This window comes from Paenibacillus sp. PvP094, from assembly GCF_040546835.1.
Lineage (GTDB): Bacteria > Bacillota > Bacilli > Paenibacillales > Paenibacillaceae > Paenibacillus > Paenibacillus illinoisensis.
In genome coordinates this window covers 2,370,976-2,390,144 of sequence record NZ_JBEPOM010000001.1, presented here as the reverse complement: position 1 = coordinate 2,390,144, position 19,169 = coordinate 2,370,976, and the positions used below count along the sequence as shown (strand labels likewise).

Genomic DNA, 19,169 nt, shown 5'->3' with positions numbered 1-19,169 from the left:
TAACTTTACCGGATGTTAAGTGAATCACAATGTGTATTCAACCGTAATAGTAACGTTTTTACGTCTTATATAACAAAAAAAGAGACTGTTTCGAATAATCGAAACAATCTCCTTACGTTCATCAATTTCCCGCGGCTTCGCGAATCTGGTATGTGCACTTCTTGCCGCCCTCAGCGTAACATTCCGTGCGCTCGACATCTGCCTGTAGCAAGGAACGGAAAAGATCCAATTCACAGCGGCAAGCCTGACGATATACGCTCGCCACCTGTACAATGGGGCAGTTCAGCTCTGTCAGCACATAAGAACCGTCTTCTTCTCTCGATGCGTCAGCCATGTAGCCATTAGCATTCTGTATGCGTGCCAATTCCTCCACACGCCCGGCCAGATCCTGGCCCTCCATCTGGGGCAATTTGCTCCGGAGCAGCTTGTCGCGCCGACTCTCGAAGAGCGTGTCTACAATGCCTTCACCGGCAGACTCCGTCAGTTCTTCGAGCAATTCAAGCGTAAGCGACGGGTAGGATTTTGGAAAAAAACCATCTCCGCGTGCGGTCAGATGGTACACCGAAGATGGACGTCCAGCTGTGGCCCGAGCCTCCCGGACTTCAATTAGTCCATCCTGCTCCAGTGCCGTCAGGTGACGGCGAATCGCCATGCCGGTCAGTTCAAGTTCGGCCGTCATTTCTCTTGCGGTCATCGTGCCCTGCCGCTTCAGCATGAACAAAATCCGTTCACGCGTCGTCATTTCGTCTTCACGCTTCACGTGCAGCACCTGCTCTCCTGCTTATGCGTGTACCGGTGCTGCCTCCCGGCAGGCATCCGAGCAAAAGCGGTTATGCGTCTCTTCGCAATCCTCACAGCACACATGCTGCAGGTTGCAGGTTGGACAATTAATATATCGGTCATGTGTCGTTCCACAGTGATAACAGCTGGCAATAACGATATCCTCATCTGTCCGGTTAATCGGCACGGAGATACGTTCGTCAAACACGTAGCACTTACCATCGAACAGACGACCTTGTACCTCAGGGTCCTTACCGTAGGTTACGATGCCACCTTCCAGTTGAGCCACATCCTGGAAACCTTCTTTGATCATGAAACCGGTCAGCTTCTCGCAGCGAATGCCGCCAGTACAGTAGGTAATGATCTTTTTGTCCTTCATATCGCCCAAGTTCTCCCGAATCCACTCCGGAAACTCGCGGAACGACTCAACGTCCGGACGAATGGCTCCGCGGAAATGACCGATTTCATATTCGTAGTCATTGCGGCCATCGATGACGATGACATCTTCCCGTTGCAAATGCTCGTGGAACTCTTTTGGCGATAGACGTTTGCCGCTAGTCACGTTCGGGTCCAGTTCTTCGTCCACGCGGAAGGTTACCAGCTCCGCTTTGTGACGAACGAATATTTTTTTGAATGCATGCTCTTCCACGTCATCAATCTTGAACACCATATCGCTGAACAGCGGATTGGCATGCATGTCCTTCATGTATTGCTCCGTCTGCTCCGGCGTGCCGGATACCGTACCATTAATACCTTCCGATGCAATTAGAATACGGCCTTTTACACCCAGGTCCTTGCAGTATTGCAGATGTTCTTGAGTAAATGTCTCGGGGTCTTCAATCTTCACGAACTTATAATATAAAAGCACGCGGTACGCGCTGTTACACATGTGTATCACCTGTTCCTATTCCATGTTGATATTGGCCGGATCATCCGACAAGCCTACAACGTTGCAACCTTGCTCATTAAAAAGAAAATAAACAGCCGCCCGAAACATCGTCTCGAACTGCTGCCCAACATACGACTTTTATTCCTGCACTCTAGTTTATCGGAATCGGAAGGGCTTAGTCAATATAAATGTATAGAAAGGGATGAAAGTTATGGAACATTTCAACCATAATTGAGTTGTCTCTGGAAGATATCAAAATTTATTTTAAATTTGAAGAAAAATCATATTCATTTTTGCCTTCGTATCCAGTACACTATGCTCATCATTATATGGCTTACCACTGTAAAACACGAAAGTGCAGTGGATGGGGATAAGCATAACGTGAATATATTACATGAGGAAAATGGGGATGAAATTGTGAGTCTACCTTTATTCAAGAAAGTCAGTATCATCTGGTTGGTATTCCTGATTGGACTGAGTGGTCTGTGGAATAATTTCAGTCTAGAACGGGCTAACGCGGCAGCAGTAGAACCCTATCTTGGTGAGATCAAATTATTTCCATACAATGCAACACCCAGAGGATGGATGCCTGCCAGAGGACAGACCATGTCTATCACTCAGAATACCGCTCTTTACTCTCTGCTGGGTCTGAATTTTGGGGGTGATGGAAAAACAACCTTCTCATTGCCCAATCTATCCGGTGCTGCACCTGATGGCATGGGCTATTACATAGCGTTAAACGGAATTTTCCCTTCGCGTGATGAGAGTATTTATGGCGCGGGACCATCTGTTCTTGGAGAAGTTCGTCTGTTTCCGTATCAGTTTACCCCTCCGGGCTGGGTAGCTGCGAATGGTCAGGAGGTCTCCACATCTACATACAGTGACTTATATAAGATGATTGGCACGACCTACAGCGGTGACGAGAATACCTCATTTCAACTTCCGAATTTACCTAAAATACAAAACAATATTAACTATGTCATATCCACGGATCCAACCCGACGTGCCGAGAATGGGACTGGTAGCGAGTATTCAGGCGAGATCATTCCCATGCTGGTTAGCCTTCCGACAACCCGTTGGATACCAGCCGATGGATCAACATTGACCATCAACCAGAATCAGGTTTTATTTAGTCTACTCGGCACCAAGTTTGGTGGTGATGGCCAGGTGAATTTTAAAGTACCTGATCTCAACCGAAACCAATCAACTTTGGTTTATTATATTGTAAATGGGGGCGAATTCCCCATTCTGGACTTCGGACAGCTGCCGGAAGCAATCGAAGACACCTATACCACCAACCAAAACGCCGCTTTGGTTGTTCCTGCACCAGGCTTGCTAGCCAATGATAGGGATGCTTCTACTGCTATCTTGAGGAGTGGGCCGATGTACGGAACACTCGTTATGAATGCCAACGGCTCGTTTACTTATACTCCGATGACTGATTATGTAGGAACTGACAGTTTCACTTATAGTGCTAACAATGAATGGGGCACCAGTGTTCCGGTGACAGTTTCCATAACTATTGAGCAAACTACAGCTCCAATCATTAGCGGTGTAGTTGAAGGCACAGTGTACAATCAAGCCGTCACACCTAGCTTTAATAGTGGTACGGCGCTGCTGAATGGCGCTGCATTTACAAGTGGCACTACCGTCACGGCAGATGGAGATTATACCCTGACAGTTACCAATAGCATTGGTACAACAACGATTCACTTTACGGTAGATGCCCATCCCCCTGTTGTCACAGGCGTGACCCAGAACGGCGTCTATAACGTTAGTCCCGTAATCACCTTTAATGAAGGAACAGCGACCCTCAATGGTTTCCCATTCAATAATGGGGGCACGGTCCAAACCGAAGGAGAGCAACTCCTGATTGTTACGGATCGTGCAGGCAACACGACAACAATTCAATTTAGCTTTTATGCTCCACGGACGATCCATTTTGACAGTAATGGCGGTTCGGATGTACCTGAACAATACGTGAATTATGGTGACCAATCTACCAAACCAGCCGATCCAACCAAAGCTGGGCACTCGTTCGCTGGATGGTTCACCGATTCGGGTTTGAGTCAGGCTTTTGACTTTGACAACACATCTGTAACTACCAATCTTACGTTGTATGCGAAATGGTCGATCAACTCCTACACTGTCAACTTCGACTCTAACGGCGGTACGGCGGTCGATGATCAGTCCGTTCCATATAGCGAGTTGGCAACGGCTCCTGATGCCCCAACCAAAGCTGGGCACACGTTCGCCGGATGGTTCACCGATTCGGGTTTGAGTCAGCGTTTTGATTTTGACAACACAGCCGTAACTGGCGATATCACCCTGCATGCGAAATGGACGATCAACTCCTACACTGTTAACTTTGAATCCAATGGTGGTACAGCGATCGATACTCAATCGATTCAATATGGTGAGTTGGCGACGGCTCCTGATACCCCAACCAAAGCTGGACACACCTTCGCTGGATGGTTCACGGATTCAGGTTTGAGTCAGGCTTTTGATTTTGACAACACAACAGTAACTAGTGACCTCACTCTTTATGCAAAATGGTCGATCAACAATTACACCGTCAGCTTTGACTCTAACGGCGGTACAGTGGTCGATGATCAGTCTGTTCCATATAGCGAGTTGGTAGCGGCTCCTGATGCCCCAACCAAAGATGGGCATACATTCGCCGGATGGTTCACCGATTCAGGTTTGAGTCAGGCTTTTGACTTTGACAACACACCTGTAACCGGCGATATTACCCTGTATGCGAAATGGACGATCAACTCCTACACCGTTAACTTCAAATCTAATGGCGGTACGGCCGTCGATGACCAGTCCGTTCCATATAGTGAGTTGGCAGCGGCTCCTGCCAATCCAACCAAAGCAGGACACACTTTTGCTGGATGGTTCACCGATTCAGGTTTGAGTCAGGCTTTTGACTTTGACAATACACCTGTAACTGGCAATCTCACCCTATATGCGAAATGGACGATCAACTCCTACACTGTCAACTTCAACTCTAATGGCGGTACGGCGGTTGATGACCAGTCTATTCAATATGGCGAGTTGGCAGTGGCTCCTGCTGATCCAACCAAAGTGGGACACACTTTTGCTGGGTGGTTCACCGATTCAGGTTTGAGTCAGGCTTTTGACTTTGACAACACAACTGTAACTGGCGATCTTACTCTGTATGCGAAATGGACTGCTGACAAATACACCATCTCCTTCGATACTCTTGGTGGATCTGCCGTAGATGATGTATCGGTTGAGCACGGAAATAAGCTTACAGCTCCGGTTTCACCAAGCCGTTCAGGCTACACGTTTAGTGGATGGTACGTCGATCCTGAGTTGAAGACACCGTTCGACTTTGATCAAACGGAGATTATCGCCGATCTTACTTTATATGCGAAATGGAACGTGATTTCTTCTCCACCATCAGGCGGCAATGGCAATAACAGCGATGGTTCCGGTAGCCAGAACAGCAACGGATCGAGCAATAATTCCTCGTCACCCAACTCGGCGAACTCATCAACAAACGGCCGTTTAACGCTGGCAGCGGGGCAGGCCGGTCAAGTAAGTTTAGGAAATGGCATGACATTAATTATCCCTGCCGGGGCAATGAATCAGGAACTGAAGATCACCGTCGACCAGGTTGAAGATTCACTCGATCTGCTGACCAATCAAGCCCAGCTGCTAAGCCCGGTATATGAACTGCTCAAGAATGTGACTCAGAATTTCGACAAACCCGTAACCTTGAAGATGGCCTTCGACGGATCAAGCTTGCGAAGCAATCAGCGGGCTGAACTATTTTATTTTGATGAACAAGAAAAGAAATGGCTTTCTGCTGGAAAATCCTCTATGGATGGCGATCTGATCCAAGTCGACGTAGATCATTTCACCAAATTTGCTGTATTTGCGGTTGATCAGCCTAACGCCCCAGTAGAAGTCGCATTACATGATATAAAAGGTCACTGGGCGGAAGAGCTCATTCAGCAGGCTGTCCGTGATGGCATCGTGAAGGGATATGTGGATGGATCGTTTAAACCAAACGCATCCGTTACACGTGCCGAGTTCACAGTAATGCTGATGAATGCACTGCAAACCGATTATGCAGAAGCACCTTTATCATTTACCGACCGCTCAAACATAGGCACCTGGGCACAGTCTGCTGTAGCCCGTGCCGTGCAGGCCGGATTCATTCAGGGGGACTTGAGCGGTGCCTTCCGTCCGAATGATGCCGTAACCCGTGCAGAAATGGCCGTGATGGTAGCGAATGCCCTGCAATTGAAGGCAGGATCCGGAACCAGCTCAACCTTTGCAGATAACGAACAGATTCCTGTATGGGCGAGAGCAGCGGTGGCTGGAATGCAACAGTCCGGGCTGTTGAATGGTAAGGGATTGAACACCTTTGCTCCAAGAGACAACACGACGCGTGCCGAAGCAGTGAAGCTGCTCATGAGTATGCCCAATTAAATTTCCATAAATAAAGCCTGTGTTCGGGCGGTAGCCCCTCTGAACTGTATAAACAGTTGGAGAGGAGCTGCCTCAGAACACAGGCTCTTTATTTTATTAGGAATACTGAATGGTACTTGCGATTAGCATGAAGATGATCCCCAGTGCTATCCACATTACCATTAGAGGCCAGAAAAATTTAACCCACTTTTGATACGGAATACCCGATACGGCAAGACTGCCCATTAATGCAGAAGATGTTGGCAGAATCATGTTGGTGAAACCATCACCGAACTGGAATGCCAACACGGCAGTCTGACGGGTAATGCCGAGCAGATCGGATAGTGGAACCATGATCGGCATCGTTGTTACCGCCATGCCTGTACCCGATGTAATGAAGACATTCATTATATTTTGGAAGAAGTACATGCCCAATACTTGAACAGATGACGGAAGTTCACTCACTGCAGTAGACATTCCGTACACAACCGAATCGATAACATTCCCCTGATCCAGAACAACCATAATACCTCTGGCCAGACCAATGATAAAGGCTCCGTACGCGATACCACTTGCCCCTTTAACAAATTCACTCGCAATTCGGCTCGGTCCGAATCCGGAAACCAGTCCGGAAATGACGCCCATGCTCAGGAAAAGGGCCGCAAGCTCCTCCATCCACCAGCCTTCTGTCGATACGCCCCAGATCAACAGGGCAAACCCGGCAACAATCGTAAAGATTGTAAGGATATGTGTAATGCGAATGGTTGGCAGCTTGTTCAGATCCACGGCTGGTGTATCCGCAGCCTGCTCCAGCTCAAGCTCGTGAACCAACCCTCGAGTCGGGTCAGATTTCACCCGCGAAGCATAACGCATGATATAGATACTTGTTATAGCAATCAAGCATACCAGGATGATCGCACGGAGCCACATGCCGGAGAAAATCGGAACTTCGGCGATGGCCTGAGCCAGGCCCACATTGAACGGATTCAGCAATCCAGCGGTGAAACCACAAGAGGCTCCCAGCGAGATCATCGCTGTACCGGTAAGTGCGTCATATCCCAGTGCCCGAGCAATAGCGATACCAATGGGTACGAAAACCATGACCTCTGTAGACATCCCCATTGTAAACCCACCCACAGAGAATAAGGTGATAAACACTGGAATGACCCACAATCCCTTGTTGGCGAACGAACGCGCTACCCGGCCCGTCAGTGCCTCAATCGTACCCGTGCTTGTAATGATCTGAAATGCCCCGCCAATGATGAAAATAAAGAATACGACGTCAGCGGAATCAACCAGCCCGCGGACGATAGATTTGGGAATATCCCACAGGCTCGTCGGATTGGCCTCCACATGATGATATGAACCCGGAACGAGCAGAGATTTGCCTGTGGCCTCATCCTTCACCCGGTCGAATTCCCCTGCGGGAATAATGTACGTCAGTACGGTAGCAACCAATACCAGAATAAACAAGATGACGAAGGTATGCGGCATTTTGAACCATTTGCGTGGTTGTTGTGGTGGTTTTGTTATGTTTTCCAATTGATCATCCCTCGTCCTTCTGTTGTTTCCACTCTTCAAATTCATTCCGCACCTGCTGCAAAGCAGCTCTGTCCGCATACAGATCGTACGCTGTCAGTGCCAGCGCCTTGGCTGCAAGATTCAGCTCAATCATGCCCTCTTCCGCTCCGGCAAGCCGGGCAAACTCAGGGGTATGGGTCGTTGCATCTCCCAACCGGATGTATGGATGGATCGCTGCTGTTACCTGGCTTACATTGCCAATATCCGATGAACCCACTCCACCTGTCTGCGGCGGATCATGGACCTCAATGCCCATGTCCTCCAGATTCTGTTGAAACAGGCTCGCCAGCGCCTTGTTGTTATTGCGCTCGGCATAGATCAGTCCTTCCGAAATATCTACCGTGGCACCAACTCCCTCGGCAGCATGACGCACGACGCGGTACACTTTATCCATAACCGTCTTCAGTTCCTCAACTGTTTTTGCCCGGATAATGTACACCGCCTCTGCCAGCTCAGGCACAACGTTTGGTGCATCTCCACCCTTGGTGATAATCCCGTTTACCCGGACGTCATCCTTCAAATAGGGGCGAAGCGAGTTAATGCCCGCATAGGCATTTACCAGTGCATCCAGCGCACTGATTCCCTTTTCGGGAGAAGAAGCTGCATGCGCCTGTTTGCCATGAAACGTAAAGGTTGCGTCCACACAAGCCAGTGCTCCCCGGAGTACCATCGTTTTTTGCTGCGGATGGCACATCATGACAGCATCGATCCCGTCAAATACACCATCATTCGCCATGATAATCTTACCGCCGCCCTCTTCCTCAGCCGGAGTACCAAGAACAATGATTCGCCCAGGCAGTTCAGGAAAAGCCTTCTTAAGAGCCATGGCGGCACCTACTGCCGAAGTGCCGATCAGATTATGTCCGCAGGCATGTCCAATACGAGGCAAAGCATCATATTCGGCCAGCAGAGCGATGGTAGGCCCATCTGCTTGGCCTTCCCATACAGCTCGAAACGAAGTCGGAAGTCCGGAAATCCCCTTTTCCACCTGAAATCCGGCCGCTTCAAGTGGTTCTGTTAACCACTGCTGTGCTTGAACTTCCCCGAAACTAAGCTCAGGATTGGCATGAATACGAAGGGACAGCTCCCGCAGCTGAGGGTCCAGCTGATCCACAATGTCCTTTATGCTCTGCTTCATATGGGCATGGTCATGATTCATGAATGCTTACCACCTTTCTCCGAACAACATATTTATATATTCAATTCTGCTGAATAAATATACAGTGTGATTTTCATATATTGTATGTGTGACTATGCCATTAGTAAATTCAAAAAAATTAAGGAAAAACCCATAAAAAATTTTATGGGCCTGGATTATTCACATATGGATATTATGATGTGTAAGCATAAACGGAATATTTCAACATCCATATGGAGTTGCTTAATGAGCAATCCAGCCGTATCCACATCCCTTTAAAACAAGAACATGCGTAATCCCCATACCATACCAACCTGCAAGAGACGCCGTTCAACTCCAAATCAATCCGAATAATTATGCATATATATCATGCACATATCACCTGAGGTTTAACTATTATCTACACCCCTATCAGCCTGAGTCCTTTCCGATCTCATCAAATCGATAAAGCGGTCTGCTGTAGCTTGCTGCAGCACACTTTTCTTATAAACCAGCCATGTATTGCGTCTCACGCCCTGACCGTCAAGACGAATGAGCTCCTGCTGGTGAAGCCCGTCCTCATCTGTAACGAAGATCCCCGGGATAATCGCGTAACCAAGGCCATAGCGCACCATTTCTTTGCAGGTTTCATAGCTGTCCACCCGCATCGCCACCGTAGGTGAACGATCATAACGTTCATACCACCAAGAGGCTACCGCCTCACGAAATGGACTTATCGCCACTCCTCCTGCCTTAGTTACAGGTTCCTGAAAAGCGATTTGCGGCAGACCGGGGAGTTCATCCAGATCTATCGGTTCCCTGGATACGATACAGACTGCTTCATCGTGCAGCAGATGCTTGCAATCAAACCAGGGATGCTCTCCCCGAATCACCCCTACCTGAATTTCATCACGCGTCAGCAGTTCAATAACTTCAACACTTAGTGCACAGGTAACGGCAAACTTCACTTCAGGATACTGCTCCTGAAATTGTTTTAACAAAGGCGGGAGCTTATACAAGGAGTAATGATTGGCGATCCCCAGGCGCAGCGTTCCCTTGACTTCATTGCGAATATTTGAGAGCTGCTCTTTCACCTGATGGAGGTCACGCAGCATTTTCCGGGCATAGATCGCTAGATGTTCACCTTCCGGTGTAAATTTGGCCCCTTTCAGCGTTTTGTCGATGAGCGGTACGCCAAACTCTTTCTCCAGCTGCTGCAATCGGTAAGTCAAGGCCGGCTGGGTCATAAACATGCGCTCCGCAGCACGGGTCAGACTGCTCTCTTCGGATACGCTTAGCAGTAAACGGCAGTCCTTTTCATCCATGGCACACTTCCCCCTTCACTTCTCGTCTCTTCAGTATAACTTACTGCAGCATTAAAGAAGTGATTAAGTAAACCCGGGCTCGCTGTACTTATGGGTATTTTTTATCTGATTAGTTTTGGGGTCATGAGTCTTGCGCTAAAAGAAATTCCAGTCAGTATCGCCTATGCCATATGGTCTGGAGCTGGGATCACCATTCTGGCTGTGGTTGGGCTGTTCGCGTTTCAGGAACCGATGACTTGGCTGAAAGCCGGATCCCTGCTGCTGATTATCCTTGGTGTGGCTGGATTACGTATGGGAAGCACAGAAGCGAAAGTACCGAGTAACGGGTCTCTTCAGCTGGCAGCAGAATACTCACCTTCTGTTTTGGCACAGGATGTTTCACTGCATCATGGTGCTGAATTCCAACCCGATAAGGAGGGATAACATTGAGTCGTTCGTTAAAAACCTTATTCCTGCTCACAGATATCGGCTTTATTCTGTATTGGGCGGTGACTTGGGGTTCATGGATTCCTAAGGAATACTTATATCAGGACTATACTAACCCTCTGCTGGTCGCTTGGAACCTGTCGTTTCTTCCGCTTGATCTGCTCATTTCCGCTACAGGATTCTATAGTCTGTTCCTTCTTCGCCGTTCGGATCAACGCTCGCGGATGATCGCCCTTATCTCCCTGGTATTGACCTTCTGTTCCGGGCTCCAAGCGATTGCGTTCTGGTCATTCCGTGGAGAGCTCGATTGGGGCTGGTGGGTTCCCAACCTTTACTTGATGATCTATCCGTTATTCTACATACCGATGCTTCTCCGTAAGGAACAGCGTATTTCTATCTTTTCAAAAAGTGCATAAGAAAAAAGCCTGGTTCCTCCTGGGAACAGGCTCATTCTTGTATAGTCACCCGTTACTCCGAGATCGTAATAACAGAGGTGACAAAGTGATATGATTCATTCTGCAGCACCGCTTGGGACAGCAGAATCTTATTGCCTTCCGGGCTCCAGGCAAGCGGATCGGAGATGTCGTCCATGTCGGCCGAAATCTGGAATTGCTCTGCTGATTCCGTATTGGAGACGAACAGCCCTTTCTCATCATCGCTCTCCGAGTTAATGGTGTACGCGATCTTGGAATCATCCCCGGACCAACTGGTCCCGAAGATCTGGGTGCCTCTGGCGAGCGTCGCCTTCTCGTTGCCTTCCAGATCGGTAAGCACCAGCGCCCGTTTCGTATCCGCTGTTTTTTTCACAATGGCCAGCCTGGTTCCATCATTGGACGGAATGACCCACTCCACGCTCTTCAGGACCTGTTTTACATCACCTGTAGTTGTATCATAGGCATTCAATTGTCCGTCTTCACCGGTAATATAGTAGATCATACTGCCCGAAACCCTGACGCTGCGCACGTTGAAATTGCCGGTCTCCACCAACACCTTGGTTGTTCCATCAATACTGGCTGAGACGAGTTCTCCCTTCATATTCGGAAAGACAACATGCTCATTATCCAGCCATGCGCCTTCCTGAACGAAACCATCTTCCTCACCCGCATTCACCGACTCGCCGTTGTGCAAATTCAAAATGAAACCTTTGCCTGTCGATTCCTCCGGCTCACGGTAGAACAGGTACTGCCCATCCGGTGAGACCATCGGCGAGCTCAGACTGACTTCGCTCTCCTTGAGCGGTGTATCGGTTCCTTTCGCCAGATCGTACATATATAAGTTATGCGGGTATCTCTCCTGGCCTTCAACCATGACGGGTTTCATCGACGTGTTCTCTTTGTCCGATACGATCCAGTCATCACTTAGCCAGGCCACGCCGCGCATATTGGGCAATTTATCAATTTTCTCGAGTTTGAAGCTCTGATACACCGATGTATTGGTATTGTCTTTTACCGTAATATCTGTGCCCGTTTTCCCACTTCCCGCATTCCCTTCCGGTTCAGTGCTTCCCCCGCAAGCCGCTGCCGACAAGAGAGCTAACGCTCCTAATGCACCCAATGCCGCCTGTTTCCAATTCATCATGGTCCCCCCTGGTTTCTCTGCTATAGACCAAGCATACACATGCCATACTTCCAAAGTTATTCAGACTTGTTTCCAACTTGTAAACTTGAATCGGCGAGCGGGAAAACAAGCTGGAATGTTGTTCCTTCCTCATTATTCACTTCACCCGGCAGCAGGGTGATCGTCCCGCCCTGTTTCTCTACAAATTGCTTCACGAGTGACAGACCGAGTCCGGTTCCGCCTGTTTTTCTCGCCCGGTCCTTATTGACGGTATAAAAAGGTTCAAAGATCTTCTCTCTTGCCTCTTCCGGAATCGGCAGACCCGAGTTGAAGATGCGAATCACCGCTTCACGCGTCTGTGGCCGCTGCTCGCTCTGTACCCGAATGACGCCGCCAGGCACGTTATACTTGATCGCATTATCAAGCAGATTAATGAAGATATGCATGAGGCTCTCCCGATCACTGCGGATAACGGCAGGCTGAATGTCCAGCTCCATGCGAAGCGCAAACTTCTCGGCTTTGCCTCGCATGCGTCCGCAGGCGTCCTCCAGCAGCGCACCAACCTCTACATCCTCCGCCTGGTTCTCAAAATCATATTTCTCCAATGCCGATAAATGCAGCACCTTCTCGACCATCTCGTATAACCGTTCCGTTTCCTTGCCAATGTTGCTCGATGCATCCTCCAGCAGCTGAGGGTCATCCCGATACATATCAAGCAGTTCCACATAGGCCTTGATCGAGGTGAGCGGCGTTTTGAATTCATGGCTGATGTTGCCGATGTATTGTTTCTGCTGCTGCTCCAGTGCCTGCAGCTTCTTAATGGCCAGCTGCAGCTTCTCTTGTTCTGCATGCATGTCCGTAATATTTTGCTGAATCGACGTGCTCATGTAATAAATGCCTTGCCCCAGTTCGCCCAGTTCATCTTTGCGTTTAACAGGGGATTCGGTGATATACTCGCCTTCCCGAATGGAATCCGCTGATTTCTTCAGCTTGGTTATCGCGACTGCGAAGCGATTATAGAACAGGTACCCGAGAATAAAGCTCAAGACAACGACGGCAATTCCCGCCCATAGGAACAACTGTAAAATGCGTGCGTAGAATTCATGGTAGCTCTGGACCGAATACTGCATCCATATTGCACCCATCTGACCATCGGGACCATCCAGCGGTGCTGCATAGAGCAGCGTGTCACCCTGTTCACGGTAGGCGATTTTATTTTGCAGAGCATAGTTCAGCGTCTTCTGGATCTCCAGACTCTCACCCGGTGTAATGGACGAGCCTACCTGTGTCCCATTCATGTCATAAAGCGCAATGGGCAGTCCTGTGGAGTTCGCCAGCTCCTGGGCCAGCCTGCGGCCATTTTGCTTCAGAAAGGCATCCGTCTCCAGCCGTATGGCTTCCGTATAGTAGGCCTGACGCACATTGAGATTGACCAGACGCGTCTGCTGTGACAAAATGCCCTCGATCTGTGACTGCTGGTTGCGTTCAATACCTCGCAGGACGAGGGAACTGAGCACCACAACGGTCAAGATGAGCAATGCCGCGAGAAACACGCTGAATTTCAGCTTGATGCTGACCCTCATGCCGAACCGCCGGGGTCAGGAGCTGACGCTTTATAGCCAATGCCGTACACCGTCTGCAGCTTTTGCTGATCCGTATCCCCGATTTTTTTGCGCAAACGCTGAATATGAATATCCACTGTGCGTGTGCCTCCTGCGTATTCCATGCCCCATACCCGATCCAGCAGATCATCACGGGTGTACACCCGCTCCGGATTGGACATCAGGATGGTGAGCAGGTCGAACTCCTTGGGCGTCAGATCCAGCTTCTCTTCCTTTACCGTCACCGTTCGGTGAGCCACATGAATGCGCAAGTCCCCATTAACGATGGCCTGATTCTTCTGCTCATCTGGCGGTGGACTGCTCTTCTCCACCCGGCGCATGAGCGCTTTCACCCGCGCTAGCAGCTCGCGAATCTCGAACGGCTTGGTCATGTAATCATCGGCGCCCATTTCCAGTCCGACGATTTTGTCCACGATATCATTTTTCACGGTCAGCAAAATAATACCGATATCCTCGCGGTCCTCCAGTCTGCGGCATACGCCGTATCCATCGAGCCTTGGCATCATGACATCCAGAATCATGACCTGCGGATGGAATGACGCCACCTTGACCAGTGCCTCCTCGCCATCATTTGCTGTCTCTACTTCATATCCTTCGCGCCGGAGCGCATAAGCAATGGCACTGACGATGCTTGACTCGTCATCGACCACAAGCACTTTTTTAGTCATCGGATTCATCCTCTTTATTGATGTCATAAGTTCATTATTCCTGGATCTATGTTAACAAGGTCTGGCCGGATAATCCATGGAGGACGATATGATTTATACAACAAGCCGTATTCTCTAAGCTTGGACTTCGCTCCACTTTTTTTATACCCGTACAAGGCAAAAAGACCTCACCTGGAAATGGATCGGCCTTCGTCTTCTACCATTTTTAAGCTTACAAGCATGCGAACGATCAAACTATTCTTCAAACGACAAGTTCATCGGCTCGTCCGACATCTCAGCTTCCGTCTCCATATGGGTCAAGGGTGTATTCAGGTCCACTTCCTCGAAGCGGAAGCTGTCTACCCAGACCTTGCCCTTACCGTTCAGGATCACGCCAAACGAGATTATTGCGCTCTCTGCGGGAACATCCTGCACAATGCTGTATTGATTCCAGGGCTGTGTCCCCGTGATCGGCCTGTCATGCATATTATCAAACTGCAGCACGTCCTGGACATGATTATCCACACGCATCCATAATCCGCAGAATGCGTCCACACGATCGGTTTTGACAAAGCCGGACAGCTTCATCCGTTTCCCTACATACTTGTCTGCACGGAATTGCTGCATCATCGTGGCAAACTCATTCGGCTCCATGGGTGTTACAGCCTTCAAATACCCCGAGGCCTTCCCATGATGGACTTCGGCAGGGTCAATGCCCATCTCATAATTTTGCGGGTGGCTTCCGGTTAACATCCAGCCTTTGATTGCAGTTGCAGAATTCATCTGTACTTCTCCTCCTCTGGTTTTTCCGGTAAATAGTTTCAGATTGAATACCTTGCGAAAACGACCGGGCGGCATGCCATACATTTTGCGAAAGGCCCGGGTGAATGCTTCCTGACTTTCGAAGCCGCAGGCGAGAGAAATATCCAAAATGCCTGCATCCGTGGAGCGCAGTGCGGTAGAGGCCAAACTCATCCGGCGATGACGAATGTAATCGATAACGGTCATGCCCACCTCATCCCGAAATACCCGGTGATAGTGATACGGGGATAACAAAGCCTCCGACGCCACCTCTTCCAGCCCAATCTCCTCATGCAGATGTGTCTCAATATAGAACAAGCTGTCCTGAATCATCTCCTGATAACGGCTCAAGTGGAGATTAACCCCCTTCCATATCCTTACTATACGTGTTCGCCAATCGGCCGTTTTGATCATTTTTGCGGAAAATATAAAAAAGAAGAGCCGGATCAGGGACAACCATGTCCTTGACCGACTCTTTCTTGAGTGCTGTATATCCAATCGTGGCAAACGAATCAGACAGCCGGAACCGGCTCTGCACCAACCTCGTCCTCATCATGCTCCACCAGTTCATGTTTCTCCCACGCCCGGCTCTTCCAGCGGAAGTACATAATGACTGCACGTGTCCATTCGTCTGCCGCAATGGCAAGCCACACACCCGCCAGCCCCAGATCAAGCTGGAACACCAGCAGATATCCGAGAGGCAGACTCATGCATACCATCGAGATCAGCCCCATATATACCGGGAACTTGGCATCCCCTGCCGCACGCAGGGAACCAATAATGACAATGTTGCAGGTACGTCCGGTTTCAAGCAAAAGACTAAGCAGGAGTACCTGAGCGCCCAGCTTGATAATCTCCGGGTTTTCCGTAAAGATGCCCATTAATGGTACGCGGAAAATAATAATGATCACGTCAATAATAACGGTGGCCAGAAGGGCCCATTTTACACTGTCGAATACCCGTTTGTATGCCTCATCTTTGCGGCGTGCACCCACGAGACGACCAACAATGATGGATGTTCCCATGCCGATCGCCATGCTGAACAGATAAATATAGCTGGAGATATTGCCGGCATATTGCTTGGTTGCCATGGCTTCCGCACCAAGATAGGTCACGTACAACGTAAATATGAGTTGGCAGGAATGATACACCATGGATTCCATCGCAGACGGAATGCCGATTCGCAGAATTTTGCCGATAAAATTTTTGGACAATTTAATGTAATAACCGAACTCTACCCGAACCTCACTCACACGGTACAACAGCCAGAAGAAGATCAGCAGGCAGATGAAACGGCTTCCCACCGTCGAGATCGCTGCCCCTTCCACGCCCAGCTTGGGCAGGCCAAAATGTCCAAAGATCAGGGCATAGTTACCAATCACGTGGATGACGTTCATAAACACGGATACGTACATCGTTTCCTTAGTATACCCGTGTGTACGAATGGTTGCAGCCAGCGCATTGATAAGAGCCTGCAGGAAAATCCCGCCCCCGACAATGCTTATATACGAACGGGCGTAATCGTAGATTTCGCCTTGAATATTCAGAAGTGTCAGTAAATGTCCACCAAACACCAGAAAAATAACACTTAGGATCAGCCCAACCATAAGGTTCAGCGTAATCGCATTCCCTGTAACCTGTGCTGCTTCACTCAGTTTTTTGGAACCTATATATTGGGCTACGACAATCGCAGCACCATGTCCGATGACTTCGAGTACAAGAATGGCAATCGAGATAATCTGGTTGGCTGCGCCCACCCCGGAGACTGCATTATCTGATACCGAACTAAGCATGAGCGTATCTACGCTCCCCATCAACATAAACAAGAAGAGTTCCAGGAAAATCGGCCAGGTCAGCCGAATCAGCTTCAGATCCTTGGCATCTGAACGGAGGGACTCTTTGGTCGAGGATATTGCTGTCATTTTCTCACCTTTCTAACGTGGGCTTGATTTCATAGGGTATGTTAGCACAGGTAATTTGAAAATGCAGTAGTTTTGTGAAAATAATTGAAAGATTTTTGAAATACCAGAAAAAGGGATTTATTTGTTTCATAAAACCTGTCTTGCAGTCACCGCCACATTGCTCTGTAGACATGCCGAGACATAGCAAAACCCTTCTATTAAACGCAGACGATGCGTCTAATAGAAGGGCATTACCGGACCAATTACCGGACCATCATCCTTTGACCGAACCGGCCGCGATCCCTTCGACAATCCGTTCACTCAGCACCAGAAATGCAATCAGGATCGGCAGGATGCTGATCATCAGCGTAGCCCCAATGGCACCCCAATCGGTGGTATACTGCCCAATAAAGTTCTGTACACCAACCGTCAGCGTTTTATACGCATCCGAGCTAATGAAGGTATTGACGAAAATAAATTCGTTCCAGTCATAGATCATGTTAATGATGGCAGTTGTCGCAATTACGGAAGCGGTCATCGGCAGTACAATGCGGAAGAAGATTCGGTTGACGGAGCAACCGTCCATCACCGCGGCCTCTTCGACCTCTCTCGGAAGTGAATAATAGAATCCAAGCAGGATCATAATCGTGATCGGCATATTAAATGCAATGTAAGACAGAATGACCGATAACGGATGGTCTGTGAGATTCAGCTTCAGGAACAGGCTGAACAGTGGGATCAGTGTGGAGTGCACCGGGATCATCAGACCCACCATGAACAGCCCCAGCACCAGCGAACGTCCCTTCCAGCGCATCCGTGTAATGGCAAACGTGACGAGGCTGGCAAACAGAACCGTGAACACTACAGAAACCACCGTAATCCATACACTGTTGAAAAAGTATAAGCTGATATTACCTTCCGTCCATACCTTGACATAGTTCTCCCAACGCGGCGTAGCCGGGAGGGCAAAAGGAGCCATGTCGAATACTTCCTGATTATTTTTGAGCGAGAATAACAGCAGCCAGACCAAGGGCAATATCTGAAGCACAGCCACCAGAGACAAGAGCACATACAGCAGCACATATCCAAACCTTCTTAACCATGCTGAGCCTTGGCCCGTCTCCGGATGTACGGGCAGCCGAACAGCCGTATCCGTCTTCACCAGGATAGACCTCCTTTCATTTTACGTTCACGTCAGGAATACTCGATCGTATCTTTGGAAGCCGTCGCCTTGCGGAGCAACCATGTGACCACCAGACAGATCAAGAGCAGGAAAAACCCTACAGCACTGCCGTAACCAAAGTCGAAGCTTCGGAAAGCCTGACGATACATATAGGAGGCCATAACTTCACTGGAGCCATTTGGACCCCCATCGGTCATCACATAGATGAGGTCAAAATACTTGAGCGAACCCACCACGGCGAGCACCACGGTTACCTTGATGACTTCCGTGATGAGTGGCAGCTTGATCCGAAAGGCAATCTGCCACGGATTCGCACCATCAATTCGGGCAGCCTCGACCAGAGATTCCGGGATGTTCTTCAGCGCGGCATAATAGATCAGAATATAGAAGCCCGCATACTGCCACAGAATCGGCACGAACAGTGCATACAGCACGAGCGATGGCTCCGCCAGCCAGGCCGGCGGATTGCTGAATCCGATCGCTTCCAGAAAGCTGTTTAATACACCGTTGCTGGGATGATAAATTTTCAGCCATAACTGGGCAATCGCAACAGAAGACAGCAGCATCGGGATCAGATATATTTTTCGAAATAGATTCGCGCCCTTGATCTTGCCTGACAGCACAAGTGCGATCATCAGATAACCAATCAGGCTCAGCGCAGAGAACAAGGCGAGCAAAAAAGTATGATTGGCGCTCTGCCAGAACGTACTGTCCTGAATCAATCTGGCGTAGTTATCCAAACCAATAAACGTCATCGCCCCAATCCCATCCCATTGCATCAAACCGTAATATCCGGTGAGCACAATCGGGATATAGACCAGAACCAGCAGCAGAAGCAGCGCAGGCAGCACATACAGCGCAGCAACCAGACGGTTCGACATGACTTTGTCCAAG

The 19,169-nt window shown here is 49.2% G+C and carries 16 protein-coding genes; 3 read left to right on the top strand and 13 right to left on the bottom strand.

Going from position 1 to position 19,169, the window contains the following annotated elements; translation table 11 throughout:
- Nucleotides 1-121: 121 nt before the first annotated feature.
- Nucleotides 122-760 (bottom strand): helix-turn-helix transcriptional regulator, encoded by a 639-nt coding sequence (locus tag ABIC22_RS11095; protein WP_095291272.1) that lies wholly within the window; start codon nucleotides 758-760, stop codon nucleotides 122-124.
- 21 nt (nucleotides 761-781) lie between these two features.
- A complete protein-coding gene (gene trhO, locus ABIC22_RS11090; protein WP_127537412.1) occupies nucleotides 782-1,669 on the bottom strand; it encodes an oxygen-dependent tRNA uridine(34) hydroxylase TrhO in 888 nt (295 codons plus the stop codon).
- A 381-nt stretch (nucleotides 1,670-2,050) separates the two neighbouring features.
- On the opposite strand from trhO, the gene ABIC22_RS11085 reads away from it, so the two are divergent.
- Nucleotides 2,051-6,136: an InlB B-repeat-containing protein gene (locus ABIC22_RS11085; RefSeq protein ID WP_354480801.1), complete on the top strand. Its 4,086-nt coding sequence runs from the start codon at nucleotides 2,051-2,053 to the stop codon at nucleotides 6,134-6,136.
- 96 nt (nucleotides 6,137-6,232) lie between these two features.
- On the opposite strand, the gene ABIC22_RS11080 is transcribed toward ABIC22_RS11085, so the two are convergent.
- The 3 genes from ABIC22_RS11080 to ABIC22_RS11070 form a co-directional block, all read right to left on the bottom strand.
- Nucleotides 6,233-7,657 carry a YfcC family protein gene (locus ABIC22_RS11080; protein WP_354480799.1) on the bottom strand — a complete coding sequence of 475 codons (1,425 nt, stop codon included), beginning with the start codon at nucleotides 7,655-7,657 and terminating at the stop codon, nucleotides 6,233-6,235.
- Nucleotides 7,658-7,661: 4 nt separating this feature from the next.
- Complete coding sequence (locus tag ABIC22_RS11075; protein WP_354480797.1) at nucleotides 7,662-8,855, bottom strand: M20 family metallopeptidase; 1,194 nt, start codon at nucleotides 8,853-8,855, stop codon at nucleotides 7,662-7,664.
- 368 nt (nucleotides 8,856-9,223) lie between these two features.
- On the bottom strand, nucleotides 9,224-10,138 hold the full coding sequence (locus tag ABIC22_RS11070; RefSeq protein WP_354480795.1) for a LysR family transcriptional regulator: 915 nt from the start codon (nucleotides 10,136-10,138) through the stop codon (nucleotides 9,224-9,226).
- Nucleotides 10,139-10,228: 90 nt separating this feature from the next.
- Between ABIC22_RS11070 and ABIC22_RS11065 the strand changes: the two genes are divergently transcribed.
- Together ABIC22_RS11065 and ABIC22_RS11060 are read left to right on the top strand one after the other, a co-directional pair.
- Nucleotides 10,229-10,561 (top strand): DMT family transporter, encoded by a 333-nt coding sequence (locus ABIC22_RS11065; RefSeq protein ID WP_354480793.1) that lies wholly within the window; start codon nucleotides 10,229-10,231, stop codon nucleotides 10,559-10,561.
- Nucleotides 10,562-10,563: 2 nt separating this feature from the next.
- On the top strand, nucleotides 10,564-10,980 hold the full coding sequence (locus tag ABIC22_RS11060; RefSeq protein ID WP_354480791.1) for a YvaD family protein: 417 nt from the start codon (nucleotides 10,564-10,566) through the stop codon (nucleotides 10,978-10,980).
- A 52-nt stretch (nucleotides 10,981-11,032) separates the two neighbouring features.
- Here the strand turns inward: ABIC22_RS11060 and ABIC22_RS11055 are convergent, their stop codons facing one another.
- The 8 genes from ABIC22_RS11055 to ABIC22_RS11020 form a co-directional block, all read right to left on the bottom strand.
- The gene (locus tag ABIC22_RS11055; RefSeq protein WP_354480789.1) at nucleotides 11,033-12,139 is read right to left on the bottom strand and encodes a hypothetical protein; all 1,107 of its coding nucleotides are present in this window, start codon (nucleotides 12,137-12,139) and stop codon (nucleotides 11,033-11,035) included.
- A gap of 59 nt (nucleotides 12,140-12,198) precedes the next feature.
- Nucleotides 12,199-13,704 carry a sensor histidine kinase gene (locus ABIC22_RS11050; RefSeq protein WP_354480787.1) on the bottom strand — a complete coding sequence of 502 codons (1,506 nt, stop codon included), beginning with the start codon at nucleotides 13,702-13,704 and terminating at the stop codon, nucleotides 12,199-12,201.
- Nucleotides 13,701-14,411 (bottom strand): response regulator transcription factor, encoded by a 711-nt coding sequence (locus tag ABIC22_RS11045; RefSeq protein ID WP_354480785.1) that lies wholly within the window; start codon nucleotides 14,409-14,411, stop codon nucleotides 13,701-13,703. Before ABIC22_RS11045 ends, ABIC22_RS11050 begins: the two co-directional genes overlap by 4 nt.
- Before the next feature lie 234 nt (nucleotides 14,412-14,645).
- Nucleotides 14,646-15,542 (bottom strand): helix-turn-helix transcriptional regulator, encoded by an 897-nt coding sequence (locus ABIC22_RS11040; RefSeq protein ID WP_354480783.1) that lies wholly within the window; start codon nucleotides 15,540-15,542, stop codon nucleotides 14,646-14,648.
- A gap of 7 nt (nucleotides 15,543-15,549) precedes the next feature.
- Entirely contained in the window at nucleotides 15,550-15,729 is a 180-nt protein-coding gene (locus ABIC22_RS11035) for a hypothetical protein (protein WP_354480781.1), read from the bottom strand.
- Nucleotides 15,704-17,113, bottom strand: coding sequence for an MATE family efflux transporter (locus ABIC22_RS11030; protein ID WP_095360148.1), 1,410 nt, complete (start codon nucleotides 17,111-17,113; stop codon nucleotides 15,704-15,706). Before ABIC22_RS11030 ends, ABIC22_RS11035 begins: the two co-directional genes overlap by 26 nt.
- 253 nt (nucleotides 17,114-17,366) lie before the next feature.
- A complete protein-coding gene (locus tag ABIC22_RS11025) occupies nucleotides 17,367-18,230 on the bottom strand; it encodes a carbohydrate ABC transporter permease (RefSeq protein ID WP_354485930.1) in 864 nt (287 codons plus the stop codon).
- 56 nt (nucleotides 18,231-18,286) lie between these two features.
- The gene (locus ABIC22_RS11020) at nucleotides 18,287-19,168 is read right to left on the bottom strand and encodes a carbohydrate ABC transporter permease (protein WP_336782369.1); all 882 of its coding nucleotides are present in this window, start codon (nucleotides 19,166-19,168) and stop codon (nucleotides 18,287-18,289) included.
- Between the last annotated feature and the right edge of the window lies 1 nt (nucleotide 19,169).